This is a genomic window from Arcticibacterium sp. SM2516, from assembly GCF_057914865.1.
Genome location: NZ_CP195290.1, coordinates 4,561,035 through 4,581,989, shown reverse-complemented (window position 1 = coordinate 4,581,989; position 20,955 = coordinate 4,561,035). Strand labels below are relative to the sequence as shown.

The window sequence follows — 20,955 nt, the reverse complement described above, 5'->3', positions numbered from 1 at the left end:
AATAAGGCTCCTACCTACATAACTTGACTAAAAAAATTAGATATGAAGTCAAGTCTCCGTATTCTTACCTTTATACTTTTAGTAAATCCTATTCACGCTCAAATTGTTATTGAACCTAAAGACGGCGGAAATCAATCGTTCTTTGGAAGTACTAATGAGGTACCAACGGTACTCGGAGTAAATAAACAACCAGTCATCACTATTAGCCCAGATTTTGGCAATATTGGAGTAAGCACGAATTTCTATACAGGTAACACCTTGCGGTTCCCAACACACGCCAAAGTACATATTAGAACCAACTCTAACTCCAGTAATGATGGGGTGGGTCAAGGTCCTCAGCTTTTATTAGATGAAAACGATTCTGATGATTATGCTCGCCTTCGGTTTAGGCAGTCAAAAATTGTCACGACAATTGGTCCAAAAGGAGACCTTACCACATCGCTTACTCCAAAAGGAAGATACTGGGATATCGCTGGTTTTGGAAATGCCGACGAAGTGAAAGACGATAAATTAAACTTTTTTCATAGTGGATATGGGAATGTTATGACCGCAACTGGTCAAGGCCGAGTTGGCATTAAGACGACTAGCCCTGATGCCGATTTGGATGTAAATGGGTATACTAAACTTGGGGAAAACTCAGGCGTTTTTAAAAACAAGTTTGTTACAGGAACGAGCTCGAGCAATTGTAGCAACAATCAAACCACCAGTATAGCACTCGGAATAAATGCTAGCAGAATAATGGCAGTAAGTGTCTTGGTAAACGCTGGCAGTGAATGGTATGGGCCAGGCGATAGGTATAACAACAGAGAATATTCTTATCGAATAAATGGAAGTAATTTAGAATTTACTTTTGCCGCAGTTTCTGGATGCGATTTTATTATAAGAAACTACCGCATCAATGTAACCTATAGCGACACCGTTATTCCTTCAATTTAAGTGTCTTAATATCAGCAATCAACTGATTAACAGAAGTCTTATTTAAGCCATTATAGATTCCTCTTATGTGTTTATTTTGATCAACAAGTACAAAGTTTTCTGTATGCAGGAAATCGTCAACTGTTTTTTCAATGCCCATATTTTCTTCTATGAAATATGCATTTCTTCCTAAAGCATAGATTTGAGCCCGGTCTCCCGTAAGCAAATTCCACTTTTTACTTTTTATGCCTCTTTTTTTTGCGTAACCCGCCAATTTCTCCACAGAATCTCTATCTGGAGTAACAGAATGAGAAATAAGCATAACCTCATCGTCATCCATAAACTCGTCTTGGAGTATGCCCATATTATCGCTCATTTGCGGACAAATACCAGGGCAAGTGGTAAAGAAAAAGTTAGCTACATAAATCTTCCCTTCCAGAGAACTTTGTGTAACAGAATCTCCATCCTGATTTATTAAAGAAAATTCCGGAATAATATGAAACCCATTAAGTGAATCACTTTCCACACTTATCCATTGGGGCGTAAATGAAGCCTCATCAAAATATGGCAACTCCTCTACCCTGCTCTCATTTTGCTCCTCATTGTTTTCACAAGAACTTAAAGACCATAAGCCCAAAAACGTGAGTATAATATATTTACTTCTGAACAATCTCATTTTGTAATTCATAACATAAAGCAGAGCGTTTCAGCCCAAAAATCCTTCCGTTTTTAGCTTCATAATTCACATAAAGCTTCCCATTTTCCCACCACGTTTGCTGCATGCCTTCCTCTTTTCCATTAACAATATTCATCTTTTTAAAAATTTTACCACTTGGGTACCATTTCCTTTGAACACCGTGTACCACACCCTTAACGAAATTAGACTCGGAAACTAAAACCCCTTCTGCAGACCATGTTTTTGACACTCCTTCCCTTTTGTTTGAACTGAATTTAGCCTCATATCTCAGTGTGCCTGCCCCATCCCACTTTTGTGCCAAGCCTTCCTTTTTCCCTTTGTAAAATGATTTGCTCTCTCTAACAGTACCGTCTGGAAAGTACTTAACAGCAAAACCACTAAAGGCTTTGCTGTCTAATAACCATTGACCAGTATTGGCGTTCAGCACCAACTTACTCTCATCAATTTCAATGTTTGGAATTGAAATACTGGAAGATAAACTTTGGCATCCCAAAAGCACCCACAATGAAAATATTGAATACATAATTATCTTATTGAACTTGGTGTTCCCTGATAAGCTCCTGGGAAAATGATGTAATACTTGTTGATATAAAGCTCGTTTTCGATATGGTAATGATAAACAGCCTCTGTAGAATGCTGCGTAGTGCTTGTATGACCACCCGATGCATCTAAATCTGTTGGGTAAGTGCCTGTAGAATTACACTTTCTTCCGTATATAAAGAAACCGTCAGCAATAATCCCTACAAGTTTTTCGTCGTCTTTCGTCCAGGCTTCTGGCTCTGTATGGTAGTGATATTCCGCTGGCCCAATATGAGCACCAGAATAATCCAAACTTACAGCTGCCTGACTTAAAGCCCCATTTCCTTCTTGGTCGTTAAAAATAGCCGCTCCACTTATCGCAATTCCGATAGCTCCTAAGCTAGTTGCGGTTGTTTTTGAAGCTTTAGTTGGATTGGCAGAAACAGTGAGTGTCGCATAGCCATCATATCCTGTAAGCAAACTTGGGGTAGCCACAAAACCATCTTGCGGAGCTACATATAAAGCATTTCCTACTCCCCAATAAGGCGATGTATGATTTGGCAAGCCATTGGTTTCAATAACCACCTTAGAGCCATCTAAATAAATGTCGGTATTGTCTTCATCAAATTCGGCAAAAGCAGCACTAAGTGAGCTCGTTACGTCTGCAATAGGATCTTCAGAGCTATCGTTATCACAGCCTGAAAAAATAAACAAACCCGAAAGGGCAACAGCAGTGGTTATTACAAAATTTCTCATTTCTCTTTATTAATTTTTTATTCTCTTCTTACTTAGAGACTTTTCCTTAAAAAAACTTGTGGTAGATTCTTGCGAAAGAATAAAACCCAGAAGAATAAAGATTATAAGCAACTGATGTTCAGACAACAACACACCTTTGCCTTTCTAATATTTCTTTCATAAAATATTCTGGAATGATATAAGGAGTCTCTAAAAGGTGTTTGTATTTAGCAGTTTAGCCAGGGTGGTTTAATGAATCAAAGCCATGTTTTACCAAAATGTAGTTAGAATATTTTCGACTAAATGGTTTGCCTCCAAACCACTATTGCGGTCTTTTCGCTTTGAGCTTGATTCAATTTTGAGCTTACATCATGACAACTACATATTTAATAAAACCATCGTTGGCTAAATTTTTGCTTACCTAAATTCAGGTATCCTATATTTGACCAACCCTAAATTCAAAGTCATTGCCAAAGTTTTCATTGTTTTTAATTCTTCTATTATTCGGCTGTGCTGAAGAAGATGGTATAACTGCTCAACAGGCCAAAATAATGTTTGACGACTTCAACTACGAAAGCAGTTCAGACATAGCTCTTAAAAACTTTGGCTGGGAGGTTAGATCAGGAAATGGTGGCCCAGGAGAACCAGGAAGGTCATGGTTGAAAGAAAATGTAAGTTTTATCATTGACCCAACCCTTTCTACCAATAAATTAATGAAGCTTACCGCTTCCACAAATGGAAAAGGAAAGGGAACTTACCAGTCCGAAATCTCTCATAAAATCGCCTATTGGGAGGGCACCTATGCGGCAAAAATTTACTTTTCGGATTCACCAGCCTCAGGCGATATAGAAGGAGACAGAATAAACCAAACGTTTTTTGCAATCTCAGGACTAGACTCCGCCTTAGCACCAAATTATAGCGAACTAGATTTTGCGGAATACCTCCCAAATGGTGGTTGGGGTACAGAAGGTGCTACTTTCTGGATGACCTCATGGGAAACCTACCAAGAGTCGCCTTGGATTCAAGACTCACAATCTGATGAAATCAACGAAAGTTTTGAAGGATGGCACATTATAAGTGCAACCGTGACTAATAATGAAATCAAGTATTACATTGACGGCAAATTAAAAGCCACCCACACCGAAAGGTTTTATCCAGAACAGGAAATGAGAATTAGTTTCAATATATGGTTTTTAGGAGGAGGCTTAATAGAGAGTCCTTCTGTAAGAAGCTACGAGCAACTGGTGGACTGGGTATATTACACCAAAGACCACCTCATAAACCATGAAAAGTTGCCAGACCTAATTCAAGACCTCCGCCAGAGAGGTGTTCTAAGACTTGATGAAATTTAGCCTTTCTATCTTCATCAAGCTACTCACACTATATCCTATTTTATCCACTTTATACACTCATAAGACGACATTGCTCGCCATGCTATCAAAACCAATGGTTTTCTTACTAAATTTGGATAGCTAACTGATGCGTTTTTTGAAAACATAAAAAAGCTGCAGACCTTTCATCATTACAACCCTCTAATGAAAAAACTACTCGTACTCATCGCTCTATTATGTCCTATTCTCCTTTCCGCTCAAACCGGAAAAGTGATGGACAATATGAAAATGGACAGCAAAATCCTGAAAATGGAACGTAACTATGCCGTCTATTTACCCCCAGGATATGAAACTTCTGAACGTTCTTACCCTGTACTTTATTTACTTCATGGTGCCACAGATAACCATACAGGCTGGGTACAGTTTGGTGAAGTTTTACATATCACAGACAAAGCCATAAAAGAAGGGAAAGCCACACCTATGATTATCATCATGCCAGATGCCGACACTAAGGTGATGGGTTATTTTAATGTACCTGATTATAATTATGAGGATTTTTTCATCAATGAACTCATCCCTCACGTTGAGGAGAAGTACAGAATAAAGTCACAGAAACGTTTCCGTGCCGTGGCTGGGCTTTCTATGGGAGGTGGTGGCACATTTATGTATGCCCTGCGTCATCCAGAATTGTTTTCTTCGGCCTGCCCATTGAGTGCCTATGTTGGCCCTATGACCAAAGAACAAAACAACGAAAGGTTTAAAAGACAATTTCCAAATGCCACCGCCGCCCAAGCAGACAGCTACTTTGAAAATTATAATGCCCTAAACTTATTGGCGAAAGCAGATGTAGAAAAAGTAAAAAGTGTAAAATGGTATATCGACTGTGGTGATGACGATTTCCTTTACGAAGGAAACGCCCTTATGCATATAGAAATGAGAAAGAAAGAAATCCCGCATGAATACAGAGTGAGAGATGGTGGCCACAGATGGTCCTATTGGCGTTCTGCATTACCAGAAGTTTTGGGCTTTATTTCAGATACCTTTCATCAGAACTAACCTCACCCTCCGCCCTCTCCCGTGTGAAAGGGGACTTAATATATAAAATATGAAAAGAAGAGATTTATTAAAGAACCTAACCCTCGGTACAGCAGCAATGGTTGCCATACCCGCATGGGCAAAAAATTGGTCTAAAAGTGACCTGCCTATAGGTAGAGTATTAGCCCCTTCAGATGAGGCCCTGCTTACCAATATTATTGATACTTTAATTCCTAAAACAGATACTCCAGGTGCTATAGAACTCGGTGTTGAAAAATTTGTCAAAGCCATGGTAGATACCATGCATACCGAAGAAGACCAAAAAGCATTTTATGCTCAGATTCCAGCGGTTGATGCTTTTGCAAAAAGGAAATACGGTTCAGCATTCTCTAGCCTTTCGGCCAATCAAAAAACAGAATGTTTAGGTATGATAGAGGTCAATGAGAACAAAGAGTTGAGCAGCTTTTTCAAAACATTGAAAAACTACAGCATACAAGGCTATACCGGCTCTGAGTGGTATATGACAGAAAAAGCTGGATATGAATACGCCCCTGGATATGGTTTTGGATGTGTGGATGTTGAACAATAATTAGAGACAAACAATGACGAATAAAGATAAATCATCAAAGAAAAGAAAGTATGACGCCATTGTCATAGGCTCTGGAATTAGTGGCGGCTGGGCGGCAAAAGAACTTGCAGAAAAAGGCTTAAAAACCTTGATATTAGAGCGTGGACCAGACGTAAAACATATTATAGATTATCCCACCACCATGATGATGCCGTGGGATTTTGAGCACGGACTTAAGCTCCCGCTCAAGGAAAGAGAGGAAAACCCAATCGCTTCTAAATGTTACATTTTCAATGAAGATGCGAAACATTTTGTCGTGAAAGACAAAGAACATCCATACGTTCAAGACAAGCCTTTCGACTGGATTCGTGGCTATCAAGTTGGTGGTAAGTCATTACTTTGGGCTCGTGAAACTCAGCGATGGAGTCACCTTGACTTTGAGGGACCTGCTAGAGACGGTTTTGCGGTAGAATGGCCAGTAACCTATGATGAACTAGCACCTTGGTATAGCTATGTTGAAAAATTTGCAGGTATTACTGGAAATAGAGACGGCCTAGAAAGTTTGCCTGATGGTGAATTTATGAAGCCATTTGAGCAAAGCTGTGTGGAAGAATATTTTGATAAGTTTCTTCAAAAAAACTACGAAAACCGTAGAGCTATCATAGCCCGCAAGGCACACATCACAGACCCACAAGACATTCATACGCAGCAAGGCAGAGCCAAGTGCATGCACCGTAACCTTTGTCAGAGAGGTTGCCCTTACGGTGGGTATTTCAGCAGTAATGCTTCTACCATTCCTTGGGCCTTAAATACAGGCAACTGTACTTTAAGAGCCGACTCTGTGGTACAGTCTATCATCTATGATGAGAAAAAAGGCAAAGCTGTTGGCGTGAAAGTCATTGACAGAATTAGCAAAGAAGAAATTGATTTCTTCGCTGACATCATTTTTGTGAATGCCGCTGCCATGAATACCACGGCATTACTGCTCAACAGTACTTCTAGCAGATTCCCAAATGGTTTAGGAAACGATAATGAACTCATGGGAACACACATTGCATTTCATAATTATAGAGCTCGTGTAAGTGGTTCGTATGAAGGTTTCGCGGATAAAACAACCTCCGGAAGAAGAGTAGGTGGCAGTTATATGCCAAGATGGAGAAACCTTTACGAGCAAGAAACGGACTTTATCCGTGGTTATGCTGCTGGATTCTCAACAGGAAGAGGCGAAGGTTTTGGAAGAGATGGCGTAGGAGCCGACTTAAAGGATAATTTAATGAATCGCCAAACTGGGCCATGGCACGTAGGCTCACATATGATGGGCGAAACCATTCCGAAAGCGTCTAGTAAACTTACCCTTGATAAGTCTAAAACGGATGATTGGGGTATCCCATTAATACATTTTGACCTAGATTATGACGACAATGACGAGAAAATGGTAAAAGACTATTTGGAAAACACGGTAGACATGTTTGAAAAAGCCGGTTTCACTAATATTCGTACCTCAGACTCTAAACAAGCTCCTGGACTTGATATTCATGAAATGGGTGGTGTAAGAATGGGTAAAGACCCTAAAACATCATTGTTAAACAAATACAATCAACTGCATGAATGTAAAAACGTATTTGTAACGGATGGTGCTATGATGACTTCTACTTCTACCCAGAATCCATCATTGAGTTATATGGCCTTTACGGCTCGTGCGGTAGATTACGCAGTGAAAGAAATGAAGAAGGGGAATTTGTAAAACGAAAACCGCTCTTGTTAAATCTAAGCCCAAGTCTTAATTGACTTGGGCTTTTTTAGTGGCTATCAAACCGCTTCGCAAACAAAAAGGCCTCGAAAACTCGAGGCCATTTGCTAAACTATATATAACTTTTTAAACGTCAATTTGTCTCTCACTAATTCAATTAGTGACCTTTCCTTTTACCAGGACCATGTTTTTGTCCGCCTTTGTTTTTCATGCTAAACTCCGCTAGAAAAACACCATCAGCATCAAATCCGACTGCTTGGTAAGTTTCGTCTACCAAAATCAGCAACACACCATAGTTTCCATCTGAATTTAAAATGGCCTTATGAACCGTAGCTCCATCATAGTTAGCTGCGATATAATCTGTAATAGCTGCTGGCAAATCTGCCGCATCCACACTTGTTCCTTTAGAACCATGCGTTCTCTCTTCCACAAAATTGCCATCGGCGTCAAAAACCAAGCCTGCATGCGAACCATCACTTAGCGTAATTTTCACATAGGTTTGGGCATTTTCATCCCTTGTACCTGCTCTGTTAATAGTAGCACCTGCGTAGTTTGCGGTGATGTAATCAGTAATGGTAGCAGAAAGGTCTTCTACAGCTACTTCTGTTACATTACATTTTCCTTTGTGGCCAATAACGGCTCCTGTTGAGTCTTCGGCTGTGGCTAAAAACATCATATCCATCACAGAAGAGACGCCGTCAATGTCAGAAGATGCGTCCACTTCATTTTTATCACAAGATGTCAAAACAGACATTATAGCAATAACAAATACCCAAGCAAATTTTAAATTTCTCATCTTTTTTTAAATTTTAATGTTTGAAAATAGATTAATGGCAAGCACCGCTTACATGTAAATATCAATTCATATCTATCTCTTTTATAGGTTAGTACGACCAGGTCTTTTAGGAAAAAAGTTTAGAATATCCCGTTCGTGTTTACATAATATCATACGACAAGAGTTTGTTGAACCGTTGCCTTAAAATGAAATATTTTTACGAGGCAACGGTTTTAATGCCGTTCTTCGTAATTACAAGTAGGAAAAAAAGTTTAGTTTACTCACTCAAAGCCTTTTTCGTGTTTCAGAGAAAGAAGAAAAATATAAGCTTGGATGAAATTTTGGATGGATGCCTTAGAAATAGGCCTTCTGCCCAGAAGCAGCTCTACGAGCGATTCTATGGATTTGCTAAGAGCATTGCTTTGCGTTATGCTTCAGCTAGTGATGAAGTTCAAGAAATGATGAATGATGGTTTCTTGAAAATTTTCTCAAAACTGGATTTATACGACAGAGAACAGTCTTTTGAAGCATGGTTTAAAACCGTAATGGTTAGAACGTGCATTGACTATTATAGAAAAAACCATTCAAAAGTTGGCCTAGTTGACATCGACGAGCTCCATTACTTATCTTATGAAGATCATCTATTAGAAAGGTTAAATGCAGAAGAGATTCTTGATTTGATGAAACATCTTCCGCCATCGTACAAAGCCGTTTTCTCCCTATTTATAGTGGAGGGCTACAGCCATGGAGAAATCGCCAAGATGTTAAATATAAATGAAGGCACCTCTAGATCCAATCTTTCTAAAGCACGTGTAAAAATGCAAGAGTTGGTTAAAAAATACACTTCAGACATAAACCATTACAAAAATGTCTAACGAAAACTTTGATAAAAAAATACGAGAAAAGCTCGTTAACCATATACCCAAATATGACTCAGGAGCGTGGCAAAACTTCAGCAAGTTGCTGCCCGCCCCGTGGTACACCAAACTATTTACGAATAACTTGGGATGGGTAATTGGCGGCTTGAGCACTTCCGCTTTACTTTTTACGATATATCTAACTAACACAAAAAACGAGTTACTGAATGACGAGATTTCTACGCTAAAAAATCAGATTGAGATTAAAAACGAGATACTTCCAGCCGATGCTAACGCTCTGGCACAAACGGATACCGTTTATATCACTCAAGAGGTTAATAAATACATAAGAGTAGCCATTCCAGAAGAAAAATCTTTCCAAGCCGGAATAGAAAAAGGATATGCCGATGCATCTAAAGACATCGCATATCTTCAATCTGAGATTGATGTGTTAAGAAAAGAACAATTAGCTCAAAAGACTAGCGAGCTTTTACATGGAAATGCGTCTTTAAGCGAAAGCCAAAAAGCGTTTTTAGCAGTAGCAGATAATAAGAGCTCTGATACGCCTTCTGAACCATCATTCGATAAGTCTTCAGATGATGGTATACTTCAGCAAAACATAGGTTCACTGCCAGAAAACCAAACGGAAGTTTCCGAAGAGGTTACTTTAGCTAAAGATGTCGTCGATGAATCGATGAAGTCCATTGTAGAAGATGAAACAGAAATAGTTGCACAAATAGAGAGAACTACACCAGAAAAGCTTAAAAAGAAAGTCAATTGGCCCAAAATGCGTTTTGGTATCAATACAGATTACTTAGGACTAAAGGTTTTATCCACAGGCCCTGCTGCGGAAGTTTTTATTACGGATAAGTTTAGCTTTAATGCCTCTGCTATTTTCTCTGGGCAGGTTGAAACCACCCACCCTTTTGCTAAAGATTTTAATAAAATGACAGGAAAAGACTTTGATAATGAGTACAAACCCTTTGTGGACGAAAGGACGGAGCATATTGAAGATATCTCTATCAAAACATCTTTTGTCAAACTCCCCCTTTATTTTAATTATTATATCAATACTTGGAGTAGGTTTAATTTCCTTATCTCCGCAGGAACAAAACTAGACCTCTCTGTATACCAAGACGTTGGATATTTTAGTGGTCCCTTAGGATTTCAAACCAGAAACAGATTTGAAGCCAAAGCAAAACCTAAAACTTTTAATAACTTATTTTACGGAATGGGCTTACAATATCAATACAAAGGTTTTGTAGGTCAGGTAACGCCATATTTTGATTTTGCTTTTAGACGGGCCGACTATTTTGTGCCTTCCAAGAACTTTGGCGTTAATGCATCTTTAAAGTTTGAATTTGGCAAATAACATCATTCCTTTCACTAAAATACCCCTCTTTTTTCAAGCATTCTGAAGGGTGTTTTAGTTGTTATAAATGAAAAACAAAAGCACCTTTTGTCTGTGCGTTAAGGAAAATTAACCAAGACAACCCACTGGAACCTTTGTCCTGAGATACCCTTTCCGTATTTTTGCCCCTCTTTAGACAAAACGGGTTGTCCGTTTCGTTATAGAAATAAAAAAGAATGAAATATAAATTACTTTTTATAAGCCTGTTAATTTCTCAAATGGCCTTCTCTCAGATGAAGACCAGTGCTTTTGTTTTTGGCCCTAAAATAGGGGTTCAGGCCAATAACTTGAAAATATATAACAATAAAACCGATATCAGCAATAAGCTTTCGTTGCAATATCACGCTGGCCTTTTTGCTAGACTTAACATGGGAAAATTCAGTCTACAGCCAGAAGCTATTTTCCAAATCAAAGGTTCTTCTTTAAGCTCACCAGACGAAAAACACACCTACAGATACCTTAGTACGCCAATACTACTGGGAATCCAGCCACTAAAAGGTCTGACTTTTGAGATAGGACCAGAATTTAGCTGGGCTCTGAATCAAGGGTGGAAAAAAGACGGCGTGCAGCAGTTTGGCCCAGACACCAAGACAGACAAAGCTCTTGTTTTAGGGACAAGAATAGACCTTTTAGACATGTTTTCTATGTTTAGTGTGAATATCAGATACGTACATGGTCTAGATGACGTCACTTCTAGTGGAACAGATTTGAACAGCAGCACATCTTTCAGAAATAGAACCGTACAGTTAGGTATTACCTACAACTTTTCTGAGTACTACAAATGGTGGAAAAAATACGGCGATAAGAAGAAGAAATAATTTGCCCCCCTGGGCAAGCTCATAGCTATTTACAATCATGAATTTTATAGAAGAATTAAAGTGGAGAGGCATGTTAAATCAAACCATGCCAGGTACAGAAGAGCAACTTCAAAAAGAAATGACCTCCGCTTATATAGGTTTTGACCCTACCGCAAAATCACTTCATATAGGAAACCTTGCCACCGTGATGCTTTTAGTACACCTTCAGAGAGCTGGGCATAAGCCTTACGCTTTGGTAGGAGGTGCCACAGGTATGGTTGGCGACCCATCAGGAAAAGCTGCCGAAAGACAGTTTTTAGATGAAAACGTACTCAAAGAAAACCAGGCTGGTGTTAAAGCTCAATTAGAAAGATTTTTAGATTTTGATTGCGGCGAAAACGCTGCAGAAATGGTCAATAATTACGATTGGTTTAAAGAGTTTGGTTTCCTCGACTTCCTGAGAGAAGTAGGAAAATACGTCTCTGTGAACTACATGATGAGTAAAGACTCTGTTAAAACAAGATTGACAACGGGTATTTCTTATACCGAGTTTACTTATCAATTATTACAAGGGTACGATTTCTACCATTTGTACAAAAACAAGAACATTCGCCTTCAGATGGGCGGTTCAGACCAGTGGGGAAACATCACTACGGGTACAGAACTAATCAGAAGAAAAGAAAATGCAGACGCTGATGCAGAGTCTGCTGATTATACTGCTTTTGCATTAACCACGCCCTTAGTAACTAAGGCGGATGGCACCAAGTTTGGTAAATCTGAAGCAGGAAACGTGTGGTTAGATGCTGATTTGACTTCCCCATACCAGTTTTACCAATTCTGGATTAACCAGGCCGATGAAGACTGTAAGAAACTTATTCGTGTTTTCACGCTTCTTTCTCAAGAGGCAATAGAAAAACTAGAAGCAGAACAAGCAGAAGCTCCTCACTTAAGAGTGGTGCAGCATGCTATAGCAAAAGATGTAACCGTAAGAGTACACGGCCAAGAGCAATATGACTTAGCCGTAAAAGCCTCTCAAGTGCTTTACGGAAAAGCTACGCTAGAAATGCTGCAAGAACTAGACGAAAAGACATTCACCAGTATTTTTGACGGCGTGCCGCAAACCAACATCTCAAAAGCTGATTACGATGCCTGTGAGTCTCTTTTAGACTTGATTTCTGTGACCACCAATGGCGACATTTACGCCTCAAAAGGCGAAGCCAGAAGAGCTCTAAAAGGAAACGCTGTAAGCGTCAATAAAACAAAACTGCAAGACGAAAAACTGGCAGTTTCGGAATTGGCTTTACTGAATGACAAATACCTTTTGATAGGTAAAGGCAAGAAGAATCATATTGTTAGGGTGGGGTGATTAAAACTTACCTCTGAATAATACGCCATGAATCACCTTTTTTGAAAGAGATTTTTTTGCCGTCAAAAACCATTGAGCCAACACTTAGACCTACCCCTATACTAATTAAAGAATAGCCCAGACCCTTTGCGGCATACTTAGGGACATTGTCATTCTTAATTGCTGAAATTACTCCAAAAGACCCCAACCCTATTAAGCCCGAGAAAAAAAGAAATCTCCCAAATTTGTCAACCGGCTCCAATTTGGGGTATGGAATCCTAACATAATCAATCTTATTAAGTGGTACAGACATCCTTATCATATTGTCTTCCCCATTACGGTAGATAAGATATTGCTCTAATACTTTCTCGCCCTCATAAATTCTGACATGAGAATGAGTAAGATCAAGGGATATTGAAATTTCCGTCTTATTAAGAATTACACCCTCTACTGAAGTTTTATTTAACAAATCTGGGTTCTTATTTTCCCCAAAAAATTCTACTGTTAATTTCTTCCCTGTTAAATTATATTCCTTTTTCCCATTATCAGATTTTAGATAAAATTCGGGAGTTACTAATTGTGCTGAAACGTTGAGACTATAAATAAAAGAAAAAAATAGGAGGTTTTTAAGGGTATTGAAAGTCATGTTTGATAGTATCATAGTTAGTATACGTGCCTAAAAATCGATAGAATAATTGTAATATGAAAGACTAAAGCCTATGAGTTTCCATCCTTTCAATCCCCCCTCGTTCTAAAAAAAACATTATCCATTTTAACTTCAAAATCAGCTTGGACAATGTCATTTTTGCGGTCTGGTATTCATTTGGCCCTAAATCACACTTAACCCATCAAAAGACGAAAAGATAACAGTTTCGGAATTGGCTCTACTAAACGACAAATACCTTTTAATAGGTAAAGGCAAGAAGAATCATATTGTTAGGGTGGGGTGATCACTCCCCCTCCAAAAAAGACTCTAGCTTCTTCACCATATTCATACTTCCTGTGAAGAAAGGTACTCTTTGATGTAGTTCGGTAGGTTTTATGTCTAATACAGACTGCTTTCCGTCGCTTTCTCCGCCACCAGCCTGTTTGGCCAAAAAGGCAATGGGGTTGCACTCGTAAAGCAATCTTAATTTACCTTTTCTATCCATGGCAGAGCATGGATACATATAAATGCCTCCTTTGATCAAGTTTCTGTGAAAATCCGCCACCAATGAACCCACATATCTGGCTTTATAAGGTTCTTTATCGTCATTTCCTGCCTGACAGTAACGAATATATTTTTTCATACCATCGGAAAAGAAGTCTCTGTTTCCATCATTAACGGAATAGATACTTCCGTCTTCTGGCTGTTGTATATTTGGATGCGAGAGGTAAAAGGTACCAATGGCAGGGTTTAAAGTAAAACCATTAACACCATGTCCTGTAGAGAAAACCAACATAGTAGAGCTGCCATAAATCACATAACCTGCCGCCACCTGCTCACTACCCTTTTGCAGAAAATCTTCAAGCTGCACAGGAGAGCCCTCTGGCGTAACTCTTTTGTAAATAGAAAAAATAGTACCTACAGAAACGTTGACATCAATATTACTTGAACCATCCAGTGGGTCTATCAACAACACATACTTGTTTTTATTTTGAAAGTCTAGGCTATTTATGCTGATAAAGCTCTCCTCTTCTTCAGAAGCAATTCCACAAACAATCTCCCTTTTAGTAAGGGTATCTATAAACATGTCATTAGCTACTAAATCGAGTTTTTGCTGTGCTTCCCCTTGTACATTAATATCTCCCACACCACCAAGAATGTCTACCAAGCCTGCTTTATTAATTTCATGGTTTACCAGTTTTGTGGCTAGGCCTATGCCATTTAATAACTTTGAAAATTCTCCTGTGGAATTGTGAAAGGCTGTTTGGTTTTCAATGACGAATTCGCCTAAGGTCTGGTGCTTTAGATTCATGGTCTGCTTTAAATTGGTTTTGTTATTTAGGTATTATTTCTCAAAGCTATCCTCTAAATAGCCCCTCACCATCCTGCACTATCCTCCTATACTCACCTAATAAACAGACAAATACGGTTCCCTAACAAACTATATTTGTTTATAACAAGCAATTCTTGAAATGCTTATACGTGAACATCTTGAATTGTAGTTTTATTTTTAAATACGGTTAACATATTAGTGTGTATGATATCTAACTGAAAATTAAAAATTGGTACTTCATGGGTTAACATTCCATGACTAAGCCTTAAATAAATCCTCTAAAACTACCTCATTCTGCACACGGCTCAGTTTATACTCATTTTCCTTAACACCAAATGCAGTAAGCATAGTTATAAAAATTGACTTCTTAGTTTTAGTTCTCTCTTTGAACACTTGTGATTTCCGTTGTAATTCAGCTGCATACTTTTTATCAATTGTAAATTCTCCATCATAGAATTTCATTTCGCATAGGTTTATACAATGGTCGGCTCTATCTATCAATAAGTCTATTTGTGCTTCGTTTTTTGCTCGCCAAGCAGATACCTCTGTATGAATCATGGCAATACCCAGAGCTGTCTTAATTTGATTAATGTGTTTATGACAAAGGGCTTCAAAAGCAAACCCGCTCCATGATTTCCACGAAGCTCCTGAACTAAACTTTATCCATGAGCCTGCTCCTGATGCCCTGCTTTTTTCAACAAACTTGAAGTAAAACACCGTAAACTCATCTGCAAGTTTATAAACTACTTCCTTTTTGTTTTTGTCAAAAGGCACATACCCCATTATAAAGCCAGATTCTTCTAATTCCTGTAGTACCAATGTGGTGGTTCCTCCAGACGAAAGTTTACTCTTTTCAATGATTTCGGAACGACTTAGCCCTTCCCTTTTAGCACTAAGTGCCTTCACTACCGCTAAATGACTTTCAAACTTATGAAAGAGTGAACCATACAGTTCCGTAAACTCGTCTCTTAATAAACCATCTTTAGAAAAACATAATCTATCCACCGTTTGCTCAAAGCTCTCTCCTGGCTTTATTTCTTTTAAATAATGAGGAATACCTCCCATCACCATATAAATTTTAGCTATTTGGTATTGCTCAAGTTTTACTTTCCTATATTTTAAATATTGTTCGGTTTCGTTTAAGGTAAATGGCAACAACCTTATTTTTCGGGTAACTCTGTTATGTAAGCCCCCTCTATTTCTGATTACTTTTCGTATCATCCAAGAGGCTGCTGAGCCGCAGATTATTACTTTAAGGTTTTTTTGCTGTGACGCCCAATCATTCCAGAAGTAATCAAATGCCGATAGAAAACCAGATTTATGAGAGTCTATCCATGGAAATTCATCAAAAAACAAAACTGTCTTTTTCTTCTTAACCAATGGACTTAAGTACTCTTTTAAACGCACAAATGCTTCTTGCCAAGTGCTTGGAGGAACTAAAGCATAATGCAGCTTTAACCGCTCTCTTAGCTTTTGATTAAAATTTGCTAGCTGGTCTTCCGCAGCACCATTAATTTGCCCAGAAAAGTCAAACGCTATTTCCTTTTTGTAAAACTGTCGGATAAGATACGTTTTTCCCACCCTTCGTCTACCATAAACTGCAACAAGCTCAGCTTCAGGAGATTTTAAAATTTCCTTTAACAAATTTTGCTCTATCTTTCTTCCTACTATTTCCGTGTTTTCCATTTATTCGCAGCCAAAACTATGACAATTATACCACTTTTGGCTGGCAATAAAAAACTATCCGCAGCCAAAACTATACTTTTCACACCACTTTTGGCTGACAATAATCACTTCCAAGCTTTGGAAATTGCCCTCTTCTTTTGAACCTCCACTTAAATCAGCTAATTTCATATTCCAAACCTATTGAAATTAGAAAATGCTTAAGAAAACCCTGCTCTGGTTTACAACAGGAATGCTGTGCTTTATCATGTACTGGGTTACTTCATGCAAAACACAGGAAACTGTTGATTACAGTACGCAGATAAAACCCATTCTTAACAAAAAGTGCATTGCCTGCCATGGTGGTGTCAAAAAACAAGGTGGTTTTTCCTTGCTTTTTGAGGAAGAGGCTAAAGCCAAACTAAAGTCAGGAAAATATGCGATTGTCCCTGGCGATGTAAAAGCCAGCGAAATGATTCGCCGACTGAGCCTCGGCGACCCAGAAGAGCGAATGCCTTTTGAGCATGAGGCTTTGCCAGCAGAAGAAATTGAATTATTGACTCAATGGATAAAAGAAGGTGCCAAATGGGGAGAACATTGGGCCTACCAAAAAGTAGAAAAAACGACAGTACCATCCTTTAATTCTGATTGGGCACAAAACGACATTGACCGTTTTATACTTCAAAAAGCGACTGAAAATAGCCTAGAAATGTCGCCAGTTGCCAAACCAGAAATCTTGGCAAGAAGACTTTCTTTAGATGTGATAGGTTTTCAAAAGGCTTCTCCTACCCAAACAGCCTATCTCAATAATCCAACGAATGCGAATTATGAAAAACTGGTAGACGAGCTACTAGACTCACCCCACTATGGAGAAAAATGGACTTCTATGTGGTTAGATTTAGCCAGATACGCCGACACTAAAGGCTACGAAAGAGATAGCCCTAGAAATATCTGGCGATACAGAGATTGGCTCATCAATGCCTTCAATGCGGACATGCCTTACGACCGGTTTTTGACCGAGCAGCTCGCAGGTGATTTACTCCCAAACCCTACGGAGGATCAGTACATTGCCACGGCTTTTCATAGAAACACCATGACCAACGACGAGGGCGGAACCGACAATGAAGAGTTTAGAGTAGCGGCTGTTATGGATAGGGTAAACACCACTTGGGAAACCCTCATGGGCACCACCTTTGCCTGTGTGCAGTGCCATAGCCACCCATATGATGGCTTTAAACATGAAGAGTATTATCAGTTTATGGGTTTCTTTAATAATACTCGTGACGTAGATTCCTATGAAGAATATCCGTGGATACGTCATTTTAACGACAGCCAAAAGGCTGAATTAAACGAGCTGGCCAATCGGTTAAAACAAAAAACAAGTGAGGCGGAGACTCAGAAAATAATCCGGTTCATTAAAACACTGCAGCCCTCTATTGCTTCTTTGGAGTCTGACAATTTTGTGAATGCTGAATTAAGCGATACCAAGTGGCTGGCGATGCGGAATAATTCCGCTGCAAGAATCCCAAATGTGCCATGGACGGGTGTCAATAATTTGGTAATGAGTTACGCTTCAAAACAGCCTGGAGGGAAACTTCTCTTCCATCAAGGCAGCCCAAAAGGACCTGTTATTGGCCAAATGGTTTTGAATCATAAATCAAAAGGTTGGGAATTTGCAGAAGTGAGCCTAGAGCCCATCAATGAGACCGAGGACTTGTATATTACTTATTCGAATCCAAACCTTAAAGACAATTTAACAACAGGTGTAACATTCAACTTCTTTCATTTTACAAACACTTTCCCTGACAATAGCAGTAAAAAGACCTTCTGGAATTTACTGACTGCCAATACAGAAAGTACGCCTGTCATGGTAGATAATACCGTTTCTATGAGTCGTGAAACGCGTGTTTTTGAAAGGGGCAGCTGGCTTTCCTTGGGTGAAAAAGTAAACCCAGGTACGCCGAAACTACTCAATAACTTCTCGGACGAATATCCCAAAAACAGACTTGGCTTGGCCAAATGGATGACCGCAAAAGAAAACCCATTGACGGCCAGAACCATCGTAAATCGACTTTGGGAACAGGTTTGGGGCATCGGCATTGTAGAAACACTGGAAGATCTGGGAACGCAAGGCGAAACACCATCTAATCAGGCTCTTTTAGATCATTTGAGTTGGAAGCTCATGCATGAATATGATTGGAAATTAAAACCGCTGTTAAAAGAAATGCTTATGAGTGCCGCTTATCAACAGGACTCTAAAATGACTCCAGAAAAAATGGAACGCGACCCAAATAACAGATGGATGGCCAGAGGCCCAAGAATAAGATTGAGTGCAGAGCAAATTCGTGACCAAGCCCTTGCCGCCACCAAAATTTTAAATCCAAGGATGTTTGGCCCACCTGTAATGCCGCCACAGCCAGAAGGCATTTGGTTTTCACCATATAGTGGTGCCAAATGGATAGAAAGTGAGGGCACAGAAAAATACAGACGAGCGGTTTACACCTACTGGAAAAGAACAAGTGCTTATCCTTCTATGCTCACCTTTGACGCCGTAGGCCGTGAAGTGTGCTCCTCAAGAAGGATAAGAACCAACACACCCTTACAGGCTCTTACCACCCTAAACGACAAAGCTTACATAGACATAGCCATACAAATGGCCGAGCAAATAGGCTTTGAAAGACCGAATGAAAATATTGCCGTGGCCTATCAAAACCTGACAGGAAGAACCATAAACGCCGAAAGAACAAAAACACTTCAAGACTTATACGAAACCGCCTTTAAAAGCTATCAAGAAAGCAAGTCAAGCTTACCTCAAAAAGATGCCATGATTCTGGTATTTAACGCCGTTTTAAACCTAGACGAAGTCCTAACCAAAAGCTAATGAACCATAATAACGAAAGAATATTTAGAGAGGCGGTTCAAAAGAAACTGTTAAACCATACGAGAAGGAATTTTCTTAAAGAATCCTTTATGGGATTAGGTGGTTTGGCCATGGGATCTATGCTAGGCTCATGCGGCAGTTCTTTGGAAACAAAGTCCGTCAATCTTTTTGACCCCGCCAATCCTTTAGCGGCTAAAGCTCCGCATTTTGCTACCAAAGCAAAGTCGGTTATTTACCTCCACATGGCAGGAGCACCTTCTCAGTTAGAGCTTTTCGACTTTAAACCTGAGCTTCAAAAAATGGACGGTCAAGACTGCCCGCCTTCTTTTTTAGAAGGTAAGAAGTTTGCTTTTATACGTGGTGTACCTAAAATGCTAGGCCCTCAGGCCATTTTCAATAGATATGGCGAATCTGGCAATTATGTGAGTAATTATTTGCCACATTTTCAGTCGGTGGTGGATGAGGTTAGCTTCCTAAAAGCCGTAACTACTGACCAGTTTAATCATGCCCCTGCACAACTATTGATGCAAACCGGAAGTGCCCGATTAGGTAGACCAAGCATGGGCTCCTGGGTAACGTATGGCTTAGGAACAGAAAATTCCGATTTACCCGCCTTTGTGGTCTTAACATCTGGTGGAAGCAACCCCGACGCAGGAAAAAGTATATGGGGAAGTGGTTTTCTCCCTTCCGTGTATCAAGGTGTGCAATGCCGCTCAGTCGGTGACCCTATTTTGTTTCTAGACAACCCTGAAAATATAAGTAGTGACCTTAGAAAAGCGTCGATAGATGCCATCAATAAGATAAACCAAACCGAGTTTGATGAATACGGTGACCCAGAAACGCTCAGCCGAATAAGCCAATACGAAATGGCCTTTAGAATGCAAACCTCTGTACCAGAAGTGATGAACATCAACGATGAACCTGCCTACATTCATGAAATGTATGGTACCCAACCGGGTCAAGCAGCTTTTGCTAATAATGCTCTCTTAGCTAGAAAATTGGTTGAAAAAGGCGTTCGTTTTGTTCAATTATTTGATTGGGGATGGGATACTCACGGCACCAGCGAGGGAGGCTCTATAGACGTGGGTTTGGTGAATAAATGCCGTGAAACCGACAAAGCTGTTACCGCACTTTTATTAGACTTAAAACAGCGAGGTCTTTTAGAAGAAACCTTGGTGGTATGGGGTGGCGAATTTGGCAGAACACCTATGGCAGAAAACAGAGAAGGAAAACCAAATGCTTTTAAAGGTCGCGACCATCATGCAGATGCCTTCACGATGTGGATGGCTGGCGGTGGCATAAAAAAAGGAGCGAGTTATGGAGAAACCGACGAAATCGGCTATGGTGCCTTAAGTGGTAAAGTGAGCCCTTTCGACATACAGGCCACCATTCTAAACCAACTCGGTTTTGACCACGAAAAATTAACCTACGATTTTCAAGGCAGGCCTTTCCGACTGACGGATGTGGAAGGTCATGTTATTAAAGATATAATAGCTTGATAAGACTATTACCCAAAAAGCTAATTCTTTGGATTACTTGCCAGCAAGACCGTCATTTTTTTTCAAAAAAAAACGAAGCAAAAAAACACATCAAAATAAACTTGTACTGTCAAATTTATTTTGACTGACTACTTGTAAATGTTTTATGTAATTCAAATTTGACTGTATTTCAGACAGTATTTTGATTCAAAGGAACTTA

Annotated in this window: 18 protein-coding genes; 11 read left to right on the top strand and 7 right to left on the bottom strand. The window is 39.4% G+C overall.

All coding sequences use genetic code 11. The annotated features are described in order from the left end of the window. Window positions 1-42: 42 nt before the first annotated feature. Window positions 43-936 (top strand): hypothetical protein, encoded by an 894-nt coding sequence (locus ACSBFT_RS18960; protein ID WP_463046437.1) that lies wholly within the window; start codon window positions 43-45, stop codon window positions 934-936. Here ACSBFT_RS18960 and ACSBFT_RS18955 read toward each other — a convergent pair. From ACSBFT_RS18955 to ACSBFT_RS18945, 3 genes are read right to left on the bottom strand one after another with little or no spacing between them, the layout of a single operon-like run. After that, entirely contained in the window at window positions 920-1,591 is a 672-nt protein-coding gene (locus ACSBFT_RS18955; protein WP_489602025.1) for an SCO family protein, read from the bottom strand. The two genes, ACSBFT_RS18960 and ACSBFT_RS18955, sit on opposite strands and share 17 nt — an antisense overlap. Next, window positions 1,572-2,135, bottom strand: a complete 564-nt coding sequence (locus ACSBFT_RS18950) for a toxin-antitoxin system YwqK family antitoxin (protein WP_489602024.1) — start codon at window positions 2,133-2,135, stop codon at window positions 1,572-1,574. Before ACSBFT_RS18950 ends, ACSBFT_RS18955 begins: the two co-directional genes overlap by 20 nt. Window positions 2,136-2,137: 2 nt before the next feature. After that, window positions 2,138-2,887, bottom strand: coding sequence for a YHYH protein (locus ACSBFT_RS18945; RefSeq protein ID WP_489602023.1), 750 nt, complete (start codon window positions 2,885-2,887; stop codon window positions 2,138-2,140). Window positions 2,888-3,333: 446 nt separating this feature from the next. On the opposite strand from ACSBFT_RS18945, the gene ACSBFT_RS18940 reads away from it, so the two are divergent. From ACSBFT_RS18940 to ACSBFT_RS18925, 4 genes are all read left to right on the top strand, one after another. Beyond that, window positions 3,334-4,218 carry a glycoside hydrolase family 16 protein gene (locus ACSBFT_RS18940; protein WP_463046433.1) on the top strand — a complete coding sequence of 295 codons (885 nt, stop codon included), beginning with the start codon at window positions 3,334-3,336 and terminating at the stop codon, window positions 4,216-4,218. Window positions 4,219-4,401: 183 nt separating this feature from the next. Further along, window positions 4,402-5,253 (top strand): alpha/beta hydrolase, encoded by an 852-nt coding sequence (locus ACSBFT_RS18935; protein ID WP_463046432.1) that lies wholly within the window; start codon window positions 4,402-4,404, stop codon window positions 5,251-5,253. Between the two features lie 49 nt (window positions 5,254-5,302). Next, window positions 5,303-5,821 carry a gluconate 2-dehydrogenase subunit 3 family protein gene (locus ACSBFT_RS18930; RefSeq protein WP_463046431.1) on the top strand — a complete coding sequence of 173 codons (519 nt, stop codon included), beginning with the start codon at window positions 5,303-5,305 and terminating at the stop codon, window positions 5,819-5,821. Window positions 5,822-5,834: 13 nt separating this feature from the next. Next, window positions 5,835-7,544: a GMC oxidoreductase gene (locus ACSBFT_RS18925; protein ID WP_463046430.1), complete on the top strand. Its 1,710-nt coding sequence runs from the start codon at window positions 5,835-5,837 to the stop codon at window positions 7,542-7,544. Between the two features lie 163 nt (window positions 7,545-7,707). Here the strand turns inward: ACSBFT_RS18925 and ACSBFT_RS18920 are convergent, their stop codons facing one another. After that, on the bottom strand, window positions 7,708-8,346 hold the full coding sequence (locus tag ACSBFT_RS18920; RefSeq protein ID WP_463046428.1) for a PepSY-like domain-containing protein: 639 nt from the start codon (window positions 8,344-8,346) through the stop codon (window positions 7,708-7,710). Window positions 8,347-8,531: 185 nt separating this feature from the next. Between ACSBFT_RS18920 and ACSBFT_RS18915 the strand changes: the two genes are divergently transcribed. The 4 genes from ACSBFT_RS18915 to tyrS all read left to right on the top strand — a co-directional run bounded on the left by ACSBFT_RS18915 (window position 8,532) and on the right by tyrS (window position 12,756). Beyond that, the gene (locus tag ACSBFT_RS18915) at window positions 8,532-9,200 is read left to right on the top strand and encodes an RNA polymerase sigma factor (protein ID WP_463046427.1); all 669 of its coding nucleotides are present in this window, start codon (window positions 8,532-8,534) and stop codon (window positions 9,198-9,200) included. Then, a complete protein-coding gene (locus ACSBFT_RS18910) occupies window positions 9,193-10,554 on the top strand; it encodes a hypothetical protein (RefSeq protein ID WP_489602022.1) in 1,362 nt (453 codons plus the stop codon). Before ACSBFT_RS18915 ends, ACSBFT_RS18910 begins: the two co-directional genes overlap by 8 nt. 215 nt (window positions 10,555-10,769) lie before the next feature. Then, the gene (locus ACSBFT_RS18905; protein WP_463046425.1) at window positions 10,770-11,411 is read left to right on the top strand and encodes an outer membrane beta-barrel protein; all 642 of its coding nucleotides are present in this window, start codon (window positions 10,770-10,772) and stop codon (window positions 11,409-11,411) included. Between the two features lie 37 nt (window positions 11,412-11,448). Then, the gene (tyrS, locus tag ACSBFT_RS18900; RefSeq protein ID WP_489602021.1) at window positions 11,449-12,756 is read left to right on the top strand and encodes a tyrosine--tRNA ligase; all 1,308 of its coding nucleotides are present in this window, start codon (window positions 11,449-11,451) and stop codon (window positions 12,754-12,756) included. 7 nt (window positions 12,757-12,763) lie between these two features. On the opposite strand, the gene ACSBFT_RS18895 is transcribed toward tyrS, so the two are convergent. The 3 genes from ACSBFT_RS18895 to ACSBFT_RS18885 form a co-directional block, all read right to left on the bottom strand. Further along, complete coding sequence (locus ACSBFT_RS18895; RefSeq protein WP_489602020.1) at window positions 12,764-13,396, bottom strand: hypothetical protein; 633 nt, start codon at window positions 13,394-13,396, stop codon at window positions 12,764-12,766. A 289-nt stretch (window positions 13,397-13,685) separates the two neighbouring features. Then, window positions 13,686-14,693, bottom strand: coding sequence for a class 1 fructose-bisphosphatase (fbp, locus tag ACSBFT_RS18890; RefSeq protein ID WP_489602019.1), 1,008 nt, complete (start codon window positions 14,691-14,693; stop codon window positions 13,686-13,688). A gap of 279 nt (window positions 14,694-14,972) precedes the next feature. Next, a complete protein-coding gene (locus ACSBFT_RS18885) occupies window positions 14,973-16,400 on the bottom strand; it encodes an AAA family ATPase (RefSeq protein ID WP_489602018.1) in 1,428 nt (475 codons plus the stop codon). 193 nt (window positions 16,401-16,593) lie between these two features. Here ACSBFT_RS18885 and ACSBFT_RS18880 point away from each other — a divergent pair, with 193 nt between their 5' ends. Then, on the top strand, window positions 16,594-19,257 hold the full coding sequence (locus ACSBFT_RS18880) for a DUF1553 domain-containing protein (protein ID WP_489602017.1): 2,664 nt from the start codon (window positions 16,594-16,596) through the stop codon (window positions 19,255-19,257). Further along, window positions 19,257-20,756, top strand: a complete 1,500-nt coding sequence (locus ACSBFT_RS18875) for a DUF1501 domain-containing protein (RefSeq protein ID WP_489602016.1) — start codon at window positions 19,257-19,259, stop codon at window positions 20,754-20,756. Before ACSBFT_RS18880 ends, ACSBFT_RS18875 begins: the two co-directional genes overlap by 1 nt. The last annotated feature ends 199 nt before the right edge of the window (window positions 20,757-20,955 follow it).

Excerpts from the sequence above, each read along its gene's own strand:
- ACSBFT_RS18955 (WP_489602025.1), bottom strand. The coding sequence starts at position 1,591 with ATGAGATTGTTCAGAAGTAAATATATTATACTCACGTTTTTGGGCTTA.
- tyrS (WP_489602021.1), top strand. The coding sequence starts at position 11,449 with ATGAATTTTATAGAAGAATTAAAGTGGAGAGGCATGTTAAATCAAACC.
- ACSBFT_RS18885 (WP_489602018.1), bottom strand. The coding sequence starts at position 16,400 with ATGGAAAACACGGAAATAGTAGGAAGAAAGATAGAGCAAAATTTGTTA.
- ACSBFT_RS18875 (WP_489602016.1), top strand. The coding sequence starts at position 19,257 with ATGAACCATAATAACGAAAGAATATTTAGAGAGGCGGTTCAAAAGAAA.
- ACSBFT_RS18925 (WP_463046430.1), top strand. The coding sequence starts at position 5,835 with ATGACGAATAAAGATAAATCATCAAAGAAAAGAAAGTATGACGCCATT.
- ACSBFT_RS18895 (WP_489602020.1), bottom strand. The coding sequence starts at position 13,396 with ATGATACTATCAAACATGACTTTCAATACCCTTAAAAACCTCCTATTT.
- fbp (WP_489602019.1), bottom strand. The coding sequence starts at position 14,693 with ATGAATCTAAAGCACCAGACCTTAGGCGAATTCGTCATTGAAAACCAA.
- ACSBFT_RS18950 (WP_489602024.1), bottom strand. The coding sequence starts at position 2,135 with ATGTATTCAATATTTTCATTGTGGGTGCTTTTGGGATGCCAAAGTTTA.
- ACSBFT_RS18905 (WP_463046425.1), top strand. The coding sequence starts at position 10,770 with ATGAAATATAAATTACTTTTTATAAGCCTGTTAATTTCTCAAATGGCC.
- ACSBFT_RS18920 (WP_463046428.1), bottom strand. The coding sequence starts at position 8,346 with ATGAGAAATTTAAAATTTGCTTGGGTATTTGTTATTGCTATAATGTCT.
- ACSBFT_RS18935 (WP_463046432.1), top strand. The coding sequence starts at position 4,402 with ATGAAAAAACTACTCGTACTCATCGCTCTATTATGTCCTATTCTCCTT.
- ACSBFT_RS18915 (WP_463046427.1), top strand. The coding sequence starts at position 8,532 with ATGAAATATTTTTACGAGGCAACGGTTTTAATGCCGTTCTTCGTAATT.
- ACSBFT_RS18910 (WP_489602022.1), top strand. The coding sequence starts at position 9,193 with ATGTCTAACGAAAACTTTGATAAAAAAATACGAGAAAAGCTCGTTAAC.
- ACSBFT_RS18930 (WP_463046431.1), top strand. The coding sequence starts at position 5,303 with ATGAAAAGAAGAGATTTATTAAAGAACCTAACCCTCGGTACAGCAGCA.
- ACSBFT_RS18960 (WP_463046437.1), top strand. The coding sequence starts at position 43 with ATGAAGTCAAGTCTCCGTATTCTTACCTTTATACTTTTAGTAAATCCT.
- ACSBFT_RS18880 (WP_489602017.1), top strand. The coding sequence starts at position 16,594 with ATGCTTAAGAAAACCCTGCTCTGGTTTACAACAGGAATGCTGTGCTTT.
- ACSBFT_RS18945 (WP_489602023.1), bottom strand. The coding sequence starts at position 2,887 with ATGAGAAATTTTGTAATAACCACTGCTGTTGCCCTTTCGGGTTTGTTT.